Raw genomic sequence first — 14984 nt, 5'->3', positions numbered from 1 at the left:
AAAGGAGAACACATGGCGAAGTCGTTGACGATCACGGCGAGTTCAATCGATCCCGGGCTGCTCTCACTCCCCTGGGCGACGCCGCTTGCTGAGTGGCCGAGTTCTGCAATCGTGTATCTCCCGAAAGGCCTTTCTCGTCACCTGGTGCGGTTTGCGAACCTCTCAGGCCGAGTCGTGGCGATCAAAGAGACGACGGCCGAGATGGCACGGCGCGAGTACGACATGCTCGGCAACCTCACGCGCCTTGCGGTGCCATGCGTCGATCGCTTCGCGGTGATCGGTGGCCGCACGGACGCCGCCGGCGAGCCGCTCCCTGCCGCTCTCGTCACCGCTCACCTTCGGTTCTCGCTCCCCTACCGAGCACTGTTCACGCAGGTGCTGCGCCCACACACCGCCACGCGACTCGTCGATGCGCTGGCGCTACTTCTCGTGCGGCTTCACAACGTGGGGTTCTTCTGGGGCGACGTTTCGCTCTCAAACACACTCTTCCGACGGGATGCCGGTAGCTTCGCGGCCTATCTCGTTGACGCGGAAACCGGCGAGTTACACGAGGGCGGCCTCACACAGGGTCAACGTATGCACGACCTCGACGTCGCGCGCACGAATATCGCTGGCGAAATCATGGACCTCGAAGCGGGTGGACGGCTAGAGGGTGGCATTGATGCTGTCGCGATAGCTGACGGCATCATGTCGTCGTACCACGCCCTGTGGGCGGCACTCACCGACCAGGAAACCTTCGCCGCCAACGAGTCGTGGCGCATCACGGAGCGCGTGCAGCGACTCAACGAATTGGGATTCGACATCGGCGAGATGTCGATCGAAACCAGGAACGACGGCACCAAGGTCTCGATTCAGCCGAAGGTTGTTGACGCAGGTCACCACCAGCGTCGCCTGTTGCGGCTGACGGGTCTCGATGTGGAAGAAAACCAAGCTCGCCGTCTACTCAATGATCTCGACGAGTTCCGCGCGCGCATTTCACGGCTGGGCGACGACGAAGAGATGGTTGCACACGAGTGGCTCACCCGTGTTTTCGAGCCGGTCGTGAAAGCGATTCCGTTCGACCTCCGTTCGAAGCTCGAACCAGCCGAAGTTTTTCACCAGGTACTTGAGCACCGCTGGTACATGTCGCAAGAGCGCGGCAAAGCGGCGCCGCTCGCTGAGGTTCTCACCTCGTATGTAGAAAACGTACTGCGATACCGCCGAGACGAAGCGACAGTGATGGGTCCGCCCACCGAGACGGTCTCGATGTCGATCATCAGCGAAGATGCTCCGCTTGAAAAAGACGATGAGGCAGACAGTATCGATTGGCGCGATCTCGTCTGAGAACGCTCCAACCGAGGGTGTTCAGTAGACGAAGGTGCTCAATAACCGACAGTGAAGCGTTCGCGAGAGTGCTTCGGTGACTCGATTTCGTCGACGACGGCCACCGCAAGGTCTTCGCCGGAGATGAATGAGTTGCCGGACTTGTCGACGACGAGCACTTCTCCGCCATCTCGGTAGCTTCCGGTTCGTGCGCCCGGATTGAACGAGCCGAAGCTGGCCGCCGGATGGACGAAGAACCAGTCGCGTGCCGATTCCAGCGCCTGCAAGTGTTCGAGAACGGCGATTGCTTCGAGCGCTTCGGGCTTGAAATCTTCCGGAAAGTCGGTGTCGACAAGGCGCGGACCATCCGCCGAAACGAGGCTACCGCCAGCCCCACCGACAACACCGAAACGTACATCGGCAGCAAGGTGTACTTCGAGCTCGGCTACAGCGGCATTGAGCACACCGACAAGCTCGCCGCGAGCGGGAACACTCACCACGACGACCTCAACACCTTCAAGTTCGCCAATCAGCCTCGGAACGTCAAGAAGCGTGCCCTCGACGTACGTTGCGCCAGCGACGCGTTCCGCTGCGATGTTTCGCGCAACGGAGACGACCGTGTGCCCACGGTCGACGGCCTCACTCACGATGTGGCGGCCGGCATACCCGGTGCCACCGATGACGGCGATACGTGTCATGGCCTGTCCCTTACTTCGCGACAGTTCGGAACGTTGCGATCTGGTAGAGCGCAACGGATGCCGCAATACCGGCATTCAGTGATTCGGTTGCCGCCTCGATCGGAATCGAAACAATCTGGTCGCAGGTCTCAGCGACGAGCCGAGAAAGGCCTTTACCTTCACTGCCGACGACAATCACGACGGGACGATCAGCCAGCTCGATGGAGGGAAGCATCACGTCGCCACCGCCGTCGAGCCCGAGCACAAACACGCCCTGCTTCTTCAGCTCTTTCAACGTGGCTGTGAGGTTCGGAGCAAGAGCCACCGGTACGCGTGCGACGGCGCCGGCGCTGGTCTTCCATGCTGCCGAGTTCACGCTCGCGCTGCGACGCTGGGGAAGAATCACGGCGTGTCCACCGAACGCGCCCGTGGACCGAATGATCGCGCCGAGGTTTCGCGGATCGGTGATGCCGTCAAGCGCCACCATGAGCGGCACCTTGCCGCTTTCGATGATGTTCTCAAGCACGTCCTGCGGGTGCGGATAGTCGTACGGGGGCACCTTGATAGCGACGCCCTGGTGCACACCGTCAAAGCCCGCCATGCGGTCGAGTTCGGGGCGGGTGACCTCCATGACGGGGATGCCGCGCTGCGTCGCGGTCGAGAGCATCTCCTTGACGCGATCGTCCATTTCGACGCGCTGTGCAATGTAGAACGCAGTCGCAGGGATCTTCGCGCGGAGTGCCTCGAGAACCGAGTTGCGGCCCGTCACGATCTCGGTGTCGTCGTCGCGCTTCGCCGAACGCGGGCGTGAGTTCTGGGGGCTAGACGATGGCTTCTTACCACCGGCCGCCGCGTACCGCTCCGCGGCAGCTTTACGCTTGCCCGCAGGATGCCACGCACGATCCTCGGCCTTGGGTGTCGGGCCACGCCCTTCGAGCGAGCGCTTGTTTTTGCCGCCCGCGCCCTTTGTGGGGCCCTTCTTGTTACCCTTGCTGGCGCCTGGGCGCCCTGGCTTACCGGCCATCAATACTCCAATGAGTTCCATCTGGAGTGTCCTCCAGAACGATGCCCGCAGCACCGATCGCGTCTCTGACGCGATCTGCAGCGGGCCAATCCTTTGCGGCGCGCGCCTCGGCACGCTGAGCGATCATGCTCTGAACCAAAACGTCAAGAGCGGATGCCTCAGCCGCAACCGTTCGCGCGCTGCTGTCGTTGTCGACAGCTATCCCCAAGGTTCCCATCATGCCAGTAACTTCGGCCGCAGCCACAGCGGCAGCGTTTTTGTCTCCCGCGTCAAGCGCCGCATTGCCGTCGCGAACCCGCCGGTGAACCACAGCGAGCGCTTCGGGAACGTTGAGATCGTCATCCATCGCATGCTCGAAATCAATCGGTAGCGGTGGCAGCGGCACTTCTGCAGCCTGCCCACTCACGGCGACTGAGCGCTTCACAAAGGTCGTGATGCGCTCGAGTGCAACAGCCGCTTCGTCGAAAGATGAAGCTGTGAGGTCAAGGCTTGACCGATAGTGCGCTGCGGATAGCGCATATCGCACGACGAGAGGATCGCGTTCGTCCAACACATCAGCGGCGAGCAAGAAGTTGCCGAGCGACTTCGACATCTTCTGATCACCGACGGTGACGAGTCCGTTGTGGACCCAATACCGAGCGAAACCGTCACCCGCGGCCGTTGACTGAGCAAGCTCATTTTCGTGGTGCGGGAATCTCAGATCCAAGCCGCCACCGTGAATGTCGAACTCCGCACCAAGGTAGCGCCGCGACATCGCAGAGCATTCGATATGCCAACCAGGCCGACCGGCTCCCCACGGCGCCGACCAACTGGCATCCGCGGGTTCACCGTCTTTGCGAGCCTTCCACAGCGCGAAGTCACGCGGGTCACGCTTCGAGCGCGGGTCGGAATCGGCCGCGGGTTCCATCGAATCGATGGATTGACGAGTGAGCTCGCCATACGCCGGCCACGATGCAACGTCGAAATAGACGTCGCCATCTGCCGCATACGCGTGGCCGCGTTCGATCAGCTCGGTGATGAGCTCGATCATCTGGGGAATGCTCCCCGTCGCACGGGGCTCGTATGTGGGAGGCAAGATGCCGATGGCGTCGTAGACGCTCGTAAACTCACGCTCCACGCGATATGCGAGGGCCCACCACGGCTCACTGTCGGTCGCGTTCGCGAGGACTTTGTCATCAATGTCTGTGACGTTTCGCACAAAGGTGACGCGTTCGAAGCGTCGCTGCAACCAACGGCGCAGGATGTCGAAGCTGAGTGCTGCGCGGAGATGCCCGATGTGCGGGCCAGACTGCACGGTCGCGCCGCACACATAAACTGAAACACTGTCAGCCTCGAGCGGCACGAAATCGCGCAGCGAGCGCATCTTGGTGTCGTATAGCCGGAGAGTCACTTCACCAGCCTACCGGCGTCGCTCTGCCCGTTGCTGATGAGTCATCAGCATGGAAAAGCACAGGAGAAAGCAGCGAGAACCGTGTCACAGATTGAGATCCGCACCGACGATCTTTCCGGCAACGATGTCCGCGCGCTCGTTCGCTCCCATTTGGCGTCGATGCACGCGACGTCTCCCGCAGACAGTTGCCATGCCTTAGACGTCGACCAGCTGCGGCATCCCGCCGTCACCTTCTGGTCGGCGTGGATCGATGACTCAATTGCCGGAATCGGAGCGCTCAAGACACTCGACGCAGATCGCGGCGAAATCAAGTCCATGCGCGTCGATGACCGATTTCTCGGCAGCGGCGTGGGACGCGCATTGCTTCGTCACATCGTTGCCGCCGCGAGAGAGGCGGGGATGTCATCGCTGTGGCTCGAAACGGGAACTGCACCCGCGTTCATGCCTGCGACAAAGCTCTACGCGAGCGAAGGCTTCATCGAATGCGGCCCCTTCGATGGCTACGCCGAAGATCCGCATTCGCGTTACATGACGGCGCAGTTGTGAGAGCTATGCAGGTAGCAGGAATGCGACAGCAGTAGCAGCGACACCTTCGCCACGGCCGGTAAACCCCAATCCATCGGTGGTTGTCGCCGAGACTGAAACCGATGCGCCACCCAGTGCCGCTGACAATGCTGCCTCAGCTTCAACGCGTCGCACGGAAAATCTCGGTCGTACCGCTTGAACCTGTACCGAGACGTTGCCGATGCGCCATCCCTCGGCGAGCAGAAGCTCTCGAGTACGTGCCAAGAATGCATCAGCGTGTGCACCGGAGAACTCGGGGCGGTCTACCCCGAAGTGAGTGCCGATATCGCCAAGCCCTGCGGCGGAGAGCAGTGCGTCAACGATCGCGTGCGCAACAGCGTCGCCGTCGGAATGGCCCGAGAGCGGGGCCTCACCCGGCCATTCGAGGCCTGCGAGCCACAGCGTGCCGTCGCCCGCGAAGGCGTGGACGTCGGTACCAACGCCAATTCGCGGTCCAGCGGAACTCCGCGCTGGTACTGCCAGCGCGGGTGAAACAAGGTGTCGCGCTCGATCGAGATCAGGCGGTGTTGTGATCTTAAAAGCCAGGGTGTCCCCAGCGACCGAGACGACATCGTGGCCGGATTCTGCGATCAGCGCGGCGTCGTCAGTGAACTCGACATCAGATGACTCGTATGCGGCATCGAAGATGAGACGCGCGAACCCCTGAGGTGTTTGCGCTGCCGCCAACTCTGACCGGTCTACGACCCCGACGATGCGTTCACCGTCAACACGCTTGATGGTGTCGATCACAGGAAGCGTCGGTATCGCGGCCGCAGCTCCGCCCTCTACCGCTCCGATCACTCGAGCAAACACTTCAGGTGGAGTCAGTGCGCGCGCAGCGTCATGGACGAGCACGATTTCAACGTCGGGCCATACGGCCAGTCGACCCGCATTGACTGATGCCTGCCGCGTCGCACCGCCCGCAACGACAGAGATGAGATCGGCACGGTCGCCGGCCACTTCGCGGACGTCGGTCTGGGCGTCACCCACTCGGTCGGCGGGCGCGACGACGATGACTTGCGCAGCGGGCGCACGCACCACACTCTGAAGGGCGTGCCAAAGAATCGTGTGCTCATCAAGACCTACAAAAGCCTTGGGCGCGCCCGCTGACAGTCGTGTTCCCGACCCCGCAGCGACCACGATCACGGCTATTCGTGGCACGGGGCTAATTGCCACCCCTGGTGTCTCTCGCTGTGCAGCGAGCGCTAGCTCGCAAGCACCTCGTCGAGAACAACGCCAGCGCGCTCCTCGTCGGTCTTCTCAGCCAATGCAAGCTCAGAGATCAAGATCTGGCGCGCCTTTGCAAGCATGCGCTTCTCGCCCGCCGACAGGCCACGATCCTGGTCTCGACGCCACAGGTCACGAACGACCTCGCTGACTTTGATGACATCGCCCGATGCGAGTTTTTCCAAGTTCGCCTTGTACCGACGCGACCAGTTGGTCGGTTCTTCGGTAAAGGGAGCGCGGAGAACATCAAAAACGCGCTCGAGTCCTTCTTTGCCAATCACATCTCGTACACCGACGAGATCGACATTATCGGCCGGGACCTCAATCGTTAGATCGCCCTGGGTGACTCGGAGCTTGAGATAGATTTTCTCTTCGCCTCTGACCGTCCGGGTCTTCACTTCGGCAATGGTTGCTGCCCCGTGATGGGGGTAAACGACTGTTTCGCCAACCTCAAAAAGCATGGAGTTATGTCCTTTCGGCAACCTCAAGGATACCACAGGGCTTTGTGCGCTAAGGTATGCCGCCGCTGACCGGCACGGAGTACCTTCTGCCGCTCGGCGGGTGCGTGCGCTACCCCATAGAATGCTAAAGAAGCTTTCAGTCACTGTGGGAGGAACCGTGAAATCGCGCCTCATCGCGTCGCTCGTCGTGAGCGCTGCTGTCCTAGTCGGAACGACCGGGTGCAGCTTGATCACGCCGGTATCGACGACGGTCCCCTACTCGCCCTCGGATGGCATCAACATTCCGAACGAGAGCGGACCGGTCCAGATTCGTAACGTCTTGATCGTCACGAACGAAGAAGGCACCGAGGGCAACCTCGTCGCAGCCCTCATCAACACGTCAGACGAAACTCAGACGGTGACGCTTGACATCGGCGACGCTGCGAGTTCCAACGTCCAGCGGCTCCGTATTCCCGCTGGCGCCAATGTGAGCTTGGGCAACGAAGACACTCCTCCACTGCTACTCACCGACCTCGACACGGCAGCTGGCGCGACGCTTCCGATCACGTTCCAGTCGGGCACATCGACCGGAGCCACTGTCGACATCCCCGTTCTCAACGGCGACCTTTCGTACCTTTCTGACCTCGTGCCGTAAACCACGGGTCAACGAAAAACCGCGGGGCGCCGATGCGCCCCGCGGTTTTTCGTTGCATCACGCCTCGAAGCGGTAGCCCAGCCCTCGCACTGTGACGAGCATGCTCGGTCGGCTCGGGTGCTCTTCAATTCGCGAACGAATGCGTTTGATGTGCACGTCGAGGGTCTTCGTGTCGCCGAAGTAGTCAGTCCCCCACACGCGATCGATGAGCTGTCCGCGGGTGAGCACTCGGCCGGCATTACGCATCAATACTTCGAGGAGTTCGAATTCTTTCAAAGGCATGCTGATCTCGCCGCCACCGACAGCGACTGTGTGCCGGTCGATATCCAGCGACACGCGGCCACCGCTCAGCACGTGCTCATCAAGATCAGCATCAGCGCTTGCAAACCGACGCAGAACCGCACGCATGCGCGCGAGAAGCTCACGCGCCGAGTAGGGCTTCGTCACGTAGTCGTCTGCTCCGAGCTCGAGCCCAACGACGATGTCGACTTCGGAGTCCTTCGCGGTCAGCATGATGACAGGCACGCTCGATGTGGTGCGCAGTTGTCGGCACACCTCAGTGCCCGGCATACCGGGGAGCATCAGATCGAGCAAGACGATGTCGGCGCCGCGCTCACGGAACGCTGTAAGCGCTGCGGCGCCATCCTCCGCGATCTCGGTTTCAAAGCCCTCGCGACGCAACAAATATGCGAGCGGATCGGCAAGATCCGGCTCGTCCTCGACAATGAGCACGCGGGTCATAATGAAGCTCCATTCGTGGACTGAACTTTAGTCTTCTTCTTCCGGGCCTTACGCGGCTCCGGGATGTCATCAGGTGTTTTTGCACTCGGCAAGCTGATCGTGAAGGTCGAGCCCTTGCCTGGCCGCGACCAGAGTCGCACCTCTCCGCCGTGCCGTTGCACAGCGTGCTTCACGATCGAAAGCCCAAGCCCTGTGCCGCCGGTGCGTCGTGAGCGGGCTTGATCGGCACGATAGAAGCGTTCGAATACCCGCTCTTGCTCGGCATCACTCATGCCGATGCCCCGGTCAGTGACTGAGATCTCGACGGCATCGCCGTCGAGCTTGACGCCTACCCCGACTCGAGAAGAGCGCGGAGAGTATGCAATTGCGTTCGCGACGAGGTTTCCTAGTGCTTCGCTGAGGATCTGTGCGTCACCGCGCACGTACAACCCGCGCGTGCCCCCACGGGCAATCTCGACCCCAGCAACGTCCGCCTGCAACATGTGGGCATCCATCGCGCCCGTGACGATCTCATCGACAGATACGTCCCGCACGTTCGCGAGTTCGTCGGCCGCCTGAAGTCGCGAGAGATTCATGATGCGAGATGTCAACGACGACAACCGCGAAGCTTCCGCGTTGAGCCGGCGTGCGAAAATTCGCACCTGCTCAGGATCATCGGCCGCAGATTCGATGGCCTCAGACAACAAGCTCACAGCACCGACGGGTGTCTTGAGCTCGTGGCTCGTGTTGGCGACGAAGTCACGCCGCATCTGTTCGACGCGTTCACGCTCTGTGATGTCGCGCACCACGATGAGCACGAGTCGGCCCGTAATCGCAATCGCCCGCGCAGAGACGAGACGCGGCTCGGCGGGAGCGAGCGCCCGTTTGAGAGTCAGCGTTGCGGCCCCCGGGGTATCGATTGCACGCGCAGCACGCGCGAGAGTTCGCAGCTGCTCATCGCTGATCGCCTCGCCGACGTTCATCCCGAAGCCACCCGCAGCAACGGATGCTGCACGGACCGTACCGGATGCATCGACCACGATGGCCGCATCATCCATGCCCGCTAGAACGTCGCGTACCCCGTCGGGTACGTCAATGGATGCCTCGGCGAGCTGTCGATCACGCGCACGAAACGCAATCACGACAACGAGCGCGGCGGACCCGCCAATAGCCACCCCGAGAAACAGGGCGAGCAGCGCGAGCTGCGTCGTTTCCATTTCTCCAGATTAGACGGCGCCGAACATAGCTCCCGAACCGGATTGAGGCAGATGCGCCCAGGCCAGCTACTATTCACTCTCGCGGCACCGTTCGTTAACCTTCACTCGCGAGAATCGCCGAGGCCGGTTCGAACGCTTATCCCCGCCAGGAAGGAATGTCGATGCGCGAGGTTTTTCAGCAATCGCTGGCAGATGTGCAAGATCGACTCATTGAGATCGCTGAGCTTGTGGCAGAAGCCATGGCCAAGGCGACCCAATCATTCGGAACGAGTGATGTAGCGCTCGCCGAAGAAGTCATCGAAAATGACCCTGTGATCGACGAGAAGACGGTTGCGCTCGATGAGCTCGCAATCGATATTCTCGCTCGCCAACAGCCCGTGGCAAGCGACCTCCGCGTTGTCGTCTCAGCATTGCGCATCAGCGCATCGCTCGAGCGTATGGGTGACATCGCCGAGCACATCGCACAGTTGACGCGTATGCGCTTCCCCGATCGGGCCATCCCGAAGGGCCTCAAGGGCACGTTCACCAAGATGGGTGAGCTTGACGTTGAGCTCGCAAACAAGCTCGCCGAGTTGCTTCGTACGCGTGACGTCGAGCTCGCCGAAGAAATTCGTAACGCTGACGACAAGCTCGACGAGCTTCACATCAGCGTCTTCGAGAAGGTGTTGAGCGACTCATGGCGCGGCGAAGCTGCTGCCACCGTCGATGCGACCCTCGCAAGCCGCTACCTCGAGCGCTTCGGCGACCACGCGGTGTCGGTGTCGAAGAAGATCGTCTACCTCGCCACCGGTGACTGGGTGCCGGTAGCAGACGACGCGTAAGCGCTGAGATAAACGAAGAAGGAGCGGATGCCACGTGGCATCCGCTCCTTCTTCGTACGTGCTGGGCTTACTTCTTGCCCTGCGACGCGACAGCCGCGGCACCTGCGGCTGCGGCTTCGGGATCGAGGTATTCGCCCGGGCCAAGCGGCTTGAGGTCGGCGTCGAGGCGATAGACGAGCGGAATTCCGGTGGGAATGTTGAGCTCGGCAATATCAGCATCGCTGATGCCCTCGAGGTGCTTCACGACACCGCGCAGTGAGTTGCCGTGAGCTGTGACGAGTACCGTCTTGCCCGCCGTGAGGTCGGGAACGATCTCACTCGACCAGTACGGGAGCATGCGATCGATGACCAGCTTGAGCGATTCGGTGCGGGGAACGTCACCATCAATGCCGGCATAGCGAGGATCGTTCATCTGGCTGAATTCGCTGTCGTCAGCGAGCTCGGGGGGCGGCACGTCGAAGGAACGACGCCAGAGCATGAACTGCTCCTGACCGAATTCTTCGAGCGTCTGAGCCTTGTCTTTGCCCTGGAGCGCACCGTAGTGGCGCTCATTGAGGCGCCAGGAGCGCTTCACGGGAATCCAGAGGCGGTCGGCCGCATCGAGCGCGATATTCGCGGTCTGGATCGCACGGCTGAGCACCGAGGTGTGCAGGACGTCAGGCAAAAGACCCGCTTCGGCAAGGAGCTTGCCACCGCGAGCGGCTTCGGCGCGCCCCTGTTCGGTGAGTCGCACATCCACCCACCCGGTGAAGAGATTGAGTTCGTTCCATTCGCTCTGCCCGTGGCGGAGGAGGATCAGCGTGTATGGCGCAGTCATACCCCAATGATACCGAGCGGACCTACCCCGACGAGGCCGCGCTGTGCCGGGTGCGCCGACTCAGAGTCGTGGTACCGAGCTTCTCGCCTGTTCCCCGGGCATACCGGCGGCAGTGAGGAGATCTACCACAAGGGGCCGGAGCGAAAGGATCAGGTTCTGATCGCTCGGCGCAGCATCCGGCAGCATCGCTCCGGGATCAAGCCGCACAGCAACAGCGCGGAGCGACTCGCGCGCCAATGGCTCGTAGGAAATGTCAGAAAGCGAGAGATGGATGAGCGTCGCGCCACGCTGAATTTCAGCGATAACGTCGGCGATGAGTGGACGTTTGGCGCCGTCGTCTTCGACATAGAGCGCACGCCTCGCGATCACTCGGAGGTTTCGTACCGAAAGATCCATCGCGGAACGCACACGTTCATGGCGGAGAAGCTCCGGCTTGGTGCGCGCCAGAATCGGTGAGATACGTGCGATCGCGAGACTAGATTCGAGCGACGCCGTCCACGCATCGATGCGGGTACTCAAAGCGCGGGCTTTCTGGAGCGCTCGATCCGCGCGCATTCGATCGCCACGGCGTAACGCCTGCACCACCGTCGCCACAGCGTCGTCAAAACCCGAGAAGACGCTGTCGGCATCGGCGAGTTCGGCTCGGCGGGTGTTGCGCGGAATAAGAGCGGTGACCGCGAGCGCGGCGGCTCCCCCGATGGCGCCATCAAGAAGTCGCACGAAGGGCACGTCGATCGGCAAGATCATGACGATCGCAGCCTGAGTTGCGGCGGCCATCGTGAAGCCGGGTGCCGTCGCGAGAAAGCGTGCCGCGGCCATCGCAAGTGACAGGGAAAGAGCGAGCTGCCACCACCCTATGCCGAGCGTAATGACAAGAAGCTCCGCGATCAGGATGCCCACCAGCATCCCGGCAACAGTTTCGAGAACTCGGATGGGGCGGGCGTCTCGCACAAGGCCGAGGCTCGAAATCGTCACGGTCGCGGCGAGAAGGGGCGTCGCGTGCCCAAAGCCCCACCGCGCGACAGCGACAGCAGCCGTCACAGCTACGACAATTTGAAGAATCGCGCCGGCCGACCAGCGCACGCGCGAAAGTCGAGGTCGAACATCCCAACGTGTGCGCCATCCGGTAGGAATCGGCGCCGTCAGCGGTGACGGGTCGTCGTCGCCGCTCACCGCACCGCAGCGCGCCGCGACAGTCGCGGCAAACGCGGCACGTTAGCTGCGGCTCCCGCCTCCGGCGGCACGATGGTTTCGATCGTTGCGGCGATTCGCCCGTCGGAAGTCTCTACCTGCACAACGCCCTCAACCGGAGCATTGCGCTTGAGCATCGCGAGTGCGATCGGCCCGTCTTCGTAGTGCAAAGCCGCAGCCCACACGGTTCCGAGGGAGGTATCTCCGTTGAATACTTCGGCGTCGCGTGCCGGGAGCACGCTGTCGCTCCCGTCAAGATGAAGCATCACGATTCGCCGTGGGGGATGCCCCAGGTTGTGCACCTTCGCGACGGTTTCTTGACCGCGGTAGCAGCCCTTGCTGAGGTGAACAGCTGTGCGAAGCCAATCGACTTCGTGGGGCAAAGTGCGGTCGTCGATGTCGCGAAGGCGTGGCCGCCACGCGGCGAGGCGCAGTGCGTCAGCCGCAATGTAGCCCGCGAGCGCGATCTCTCCGTCGGCCGCTCGACGGGCGAGCTGCGACATTTCATCCGGGTTGAACAGAGCCTCGGCCCACGAGTATTCCGAACCGGGATGGTTATCGACAACGGCGTAGCCGTGGCCGCCGGGGGCGACATCTGGCCACCCATCGCGCCACATCGGAGCATTCGGTGCGACAGCTTCGAGAGCTTCTGGCGTGCCGCCGACAACGGAATATTCCGCGCTAGCGTCGCGCGGTGCGACCCGTAGGCGGAATCGCATCCGGGTAAGCCATGTGAGCAGTCCCTCAGCGCCCTGCGCGTCGACAATGAGCCACGTCGTCTCACCGTCGTCATAGACGGATGCCGCGTACTCCACGTGTCCGTTCGGACCAAGAATGAGGGTCTCAGAGCTGCCGTCCGGCGCCAAAACGCCGAGTGCCTGTGACGAAATGGAATCGAGCCATGTGAGGCGGTCCTCACCTGTCACAGCGAGCACCGATCGACCCGAGAGCGGCACAACAGCACTACCGTCGGCGAGCAACCGCTGCTCCCGCAGCGGGGACCCGAGGTGCGCTACACCGATCTCGTCAATAACCACGCCAGAAAGTTCCGCGAATTGTTCGTTCATTACTCCGCCTTCGCGAGTCGAGCCGAGGCGTGGGAAGCGAGTGGTGATCCCAGAGCGGCGATATCCCATGCCCAGAGCAGATGAGAATCGACGAGACCGTACATGCGGGTCGCTGCCGTATAGGGTTTTGCTCCGGCGGTGCGGACTACGGCATCCGTTGCCATGTCGATGCGCGGGCCGCTCACATGACCGATGTAAAGCTCGCTCATTCCGTCTGCGCGAACGAGCGAGACTTCGATACCGAACCCGCCCTCCGGCGTGCGCAGCTTTTCGATGTCATCAGCCGTGCGCACCACAGCGGGTGCGCTGGCCGGAAGAAGTGCGGGGCCAGGATCTGACGGCGTCGCGTCACGTCCGAGGCGCCAATATCCCATCTCTGCGAGCAGCGGGGTTCGCTCGCCGTCATCGCCAATAAGCCATGCCGAGGCCGAATAGTTCAGGTAAGAACCACCGTCGTGACTAAAGCTCACACGATGAGCGAATTCGCCGGCATAGTGCGTGCCATCGGCTTCGTAGTCGATAACACCGCTGCCCTCCCACACTCCGATGAGCCAGGACAGCGGTACTAGTTCGGCGGGTAGATCCGTGGGTAGATCGATCACGAGGTCGCCACTAGCGCTGACCGCGGTAGAGGTTCTTGATCACGACCCCAGAGACGAAGAGGATCGCGAGCGAGGCAAGCCCCAGAAGTCCCACGAAGAAGAGTTCGAGCGCGACGAGGTCCATGCTTCGATTCTAGACCGATCTAAGCCGGGATGAGGGCGGCAAGCGCGAACACGGCACTGATGATTCCCAAGACGATAAGAGACCCGAGTATTGAGAGTGACGTGCGCTGAATAAAACGCTGGGTTTGCCCGTACCAAAGCTGGACGATAAACGACAGGATGATCGCACCACCCAGCGAGACCAACGTCCACGCGGAGCGCAGCTCTGGGGGGACGAAGAATCCAATCGCAAGTCCCGCGATGGCAGCAGCGATCCAAACGGTAACGATGCCACCGAGCGGTCGGCGTGGGGCGAGGACGGGCGCTGACATGCATCTATTGTGGGGCATGCGCTGCGCTGGTGGAACGCCGGAGACGCCGGCGTGCACTTGTCAGCCCCTAAGATAAGGGCACGACGCGGTTCACCGCGGCCGGGAGGACTCTTTGGCACAGCTTCTTGTACTCAGTTCCGCACATGGCGGCGGTCCGATCCTGCCCGCGCTCGAACTCTTGAGTCACCGCGTGCGGCAAATTCCTGCGGAACCCGCGCAGTTGGTCAACGCACCGAGCGCCGATGTGATCTTTGTCGACGCGCGTCTTGACCTTGTCGGCGCAAAGTCTTTGTGCAAAATTCTCAATACGACAGGTCTCGACGCGCCGTTGTTGCTCGTTGTCACGGAGGGCGGCCTCACCGCGGTATCAACCGACTGGGGTGTCGACGACGTCATTCTCGTCACAGCGGGCCCCGCTGAAGTTGATGCGCGAATCCGTCTCGCCATTGGACGCGTCACAAAAGAACAGGTTTCCAGCCGCATTCAGACATCGGGCATCACGATCGATGAGTCGTCGTACTCAGCAAAGGTGCACGGCAAGCCGCTCGATCTCACATACAAGGAGTTCCAACTCCTCCACTTCTTCGCCACCCACCCTTCGCGCGTTTTCACTCGCGAGCAGCTGCTCAGCGAAGTATGGGGATACGACTACTTCGGTGGCACTCGCACCGTCGATGTGCACGTTCGTCGTTTGCGGGCAAAGCTCGGCGACCTAGAGCAGCTCATCGGAACTGTGCGAAACGTCGGCTATCGCTTCAACGTGTACGAAGAAGATCAGGTTCCAGCGCGCAAGGAACGCTCCGACGCGTAGCGAAGCACGCGCGCTTAGAGAAACA

17 protein-coding genes are annotated in these 14984 nt (G+C 61.8%); 5 read left to right on the top strand and 12 right to left on the bottom strand.

The genetic code is table 11. From position 1 onward, the window contains the following. The first annotated feature begins 12 nt into the window (after positions 1–12). Positions 13–1323, top strand: a complete 1311-nt coding sequence (locus FHS06_RS09080) for a DUF4032 domain-containing protein (protein ID WP_167048583.1) — start codon at positions 13–15, stop codon at positions 1321–1323. 38 nt (positions 1324–1361) lie between these two features. On the opposite strand, the gene FHS06_RS09075 is transcribed toward FHS06_RS09080, so the two are convergent. The 3 genes from FHS06_RS09075 to cysS are packed head-to-tail and all read right to left on the bottom strand — an operon-like array spanning position 1362 to position 4393. Continuing rightward, positions 1362–2000, bottom strand: coding sequence for an NAD(P)-dependent oxidoreductase (locus FHS06_RS09075; protein WP_167048581.1), 639 nt, complete (start codon positions 1998–2000; stop codon positions 1362–1364). A 10-nt stretch (positions 2001–2010) separates the two neighbouring features. After that, the gene (gene rlmB / locus FHS06_RS09070) at positions 2011–3024 is read right to left on the bottom strand and encodes a 23S rRNA (guanosine(2251)-2'-O)-methyltransferase RlmB (protein ID WP_243845429.1); all 1014 of its coding nucleotides are present in this window, start codon (positions 3022–3024) and stop codon (positions 2011–2013) included. Further along, the gene (cysS, locus tag FHS06_RS09065) at positions 2993–4393 is read right to left on the bottom strand and encodes a cysteine--tRNA ligase (protein WP_167048579.1); all 1401 of its coding nucleotides are present in this window, start codon (positions 4391–4393) and stop codon (positions 2993–2995) included. Before cysS ends, rlmB begins: the two co-directional genes overlap by 32 nt. Positions 4394–4474: 81 nt before the next feature. Here cysS and FHS06_RS09060 point away from each other — a divergent pair, with 81 nt between their 5' ends. Next, positions 4475–4939 (top strand): GNAT family N-acetyltransferase, encoded by a 465-nt coding sequence (locus FHS06_RS09060; protein WP_310734791.1) that lies wholly within the window; start codon positions 4475–4477, stop codon positions 4937–4939. Positions 4940–4942: 3 nt separating this feature from the next. Here the strand turns inward: FHS06_RS09060 and ispD are convergent, their stop codons facing one another. Together ispD and FHS06_RS09050 are read right to left on the bottom strand one after the other, a co-directional pair. Next, complete coding sequence (ispD, locus tag FHS06_RS09055; RefSeq protein WP_167048575.1) at positions 4943–6133, bottom strand: 2-C-methyl-D-erythritol 4-phosphate cytidylyltransferase; 1191 nt, start codon at positions 6131–6133, stop codon at positions 4943–4945. A 29-nt stretch (positions 6134–6162) separates the two neighbouring features. Next, the gene (locus FHS06_RS09050) at positions 6163–6645 is read right to left on the bottom strand and encodes a CarD family transcriptional regulator (RefSeq protein WP_165141951.1); all 483 of its coding nucleotides are present in this window, start codon (positions 6643–6645) and stop codon (positions 6163–6165) included. A gap of 157 nt (positions 6646–6802) precedes the next feature. On the opposite strand from FHS06_RS09050, the gene FHS06_RS09045 reads away from it, so the two are divergent. Next, positions 6803–7279 carry a DNA modification methylase gene (locus tag FHS06_RS09045; RefSeq protein WP_167048573.1) on the top strand — a complete coding sequence of 159 codons (477 nt, stop codon included), beginning with the start codon at positions 6803–6805 and terminating at the stop codon, positions 7277–7279. A 57-nt stretch (positions 7280–7336) separates the two neighbouring features. On the opposite strand, the gene FHS06_RS09040 is transcribed toward FHS06_RS09045, so the two are convergent. Continuing rightward, positions 7337–8020, bottom strand: a complete 684-nt coding sequence (locus tag FHS06_RS09040) for a response regulator transcription factor (protein ID WP_167048571.1) — start codon at positions 8018–8020, stop codon at positions 7337–7339. After that, positions 8017–9216 (bottom strand): sensor histidine kinase, encoded by a 1200-nt coding sequence (locus FHS06_RS09035; RefSeq protein ID WP_167048569.1) that lies wholly within the window; start codon positions 9214–9216, stop codon positions 8017–8019. The genes FHS06_RS09040 and FHS06_RS09035 overlap by 4 nt, the downstream gene beginning before the upstream one ends. A 161-nt stretch (positions 9217–9377) precedes the next feature. On the opposite strand from FHS06_RS09035, the gene phoU reads away from it, so the two are divergent. Then, on the top strand, positions 9378–10037 hold the full coding sequence (phoU, locus tag FHS06_RS09030; RefSeq protein WP_167048567.1) for a phosphate signaling complex protein PhoU: 660 nt from the start codon (positions 9378–9380) through the stop codon (positions 10035–10037). Between the two features lie 67 nt (positions 10038–10104). On the opposite strand, the gene FHS06_RS09025 is transcribed toward phoU, so the two are convergent. The 5 genes from FHS06_RS09025 to FHS06_RS09005 all read right to left on the bottom strand — a co-directional run bounded on the left by FHS06_RS09025 (position 10105) and on the right by FHS06_RS09005 (position 14148). Continuing rightward, positions 10105–10854 (bottom strand): phosphoglyceromutase, encoded by a 750-nt coding sequence (locus tag FHS06_RS09025; protein ID WP_165141941.1) that lies wholly within the window; start codon positions 10852–10854, stop codon positions 10105–10107. Between the two features lie 60 nt (positions 10855–10914). Further along, positions 10915–12027 (bottom strand): aromatic acid exporter family protein, encoded by a 1113-nt coding sequence (locus FHS06_RS09020; RefSeq protein ID WP_182486479.1) that lies wholly within the window; start codon positions 12025–12027, stop codon positions 10915–10917. Continuing rightward, positions 12024–13112, bottom strand: coding sequence for a CAF17-like 4Fe-4S cluster assembly/insertion protein YgfZ (gene ygfZ / locus FHS06_RS09015; RefSeq protein ID WP_167048565.1), 1089 nt, complete (start codon positions 13110–13112; stop codon positions 12024–12026). Before ygfZ ends, FHS06_RS09020 begins: the two co-directional genes overlap by 4 nt. Then, positions 13112–13714, bottom strand: a complete 603-nt coding sequence (locus tag FHS06_RS09010; RefSeq protein WP_167048563.1) for a heme-binding beta-barrel domain-containing protein — start codon at positions 13712–13714, stop codon at positions 13112–13114. The genes ygfZ and FHS06_RS09010 overlap by 1 nt, the downstream gene beginning before the upstream one ends. 143 nt (positions 13715–13857) lie before the next feature. Continuing rightward, positions 13858–14148, bottom strand: coding sequence for a hypothetical protein (locus FHS06_RS09005; protein WP_167048561.1), 291 nt, complete (start codon positions 14146–14148; stop codon positions 13858–13860). Between the two features lie 112 nt (positions 14149–14260). Between FHS06_RS09005 and FHS06_RS09000 the strand changes: the two genes are divergently transcribed. After that, positions 14261–14959: a winged helix-turn-helix domain-containing protein gene (locus FHS06_RS09000; RefSeq protein WP_167048559.1), complete on the top strand. Its 699-nt coding sequence runs from the start codon at positions 14261–14263 to the stop codon at positions 14957–14959. Positions 14960–14984: the final 25 nt, after the last annotated feature.

Origin of the sequence: Microbacterium halimionae, from assembly GCF_011761265.1 — a bacterium.
GTDB classification, from domain to species: Bacteria; Actinomycetota; Actinomycetes; order Actinomycetales; family Microbacteriaceae; genus Microbacterium; species Microbacterium halimionae.
This window is presented reverse-complemented; position numbering and strand designations above follow the sequence as displayed.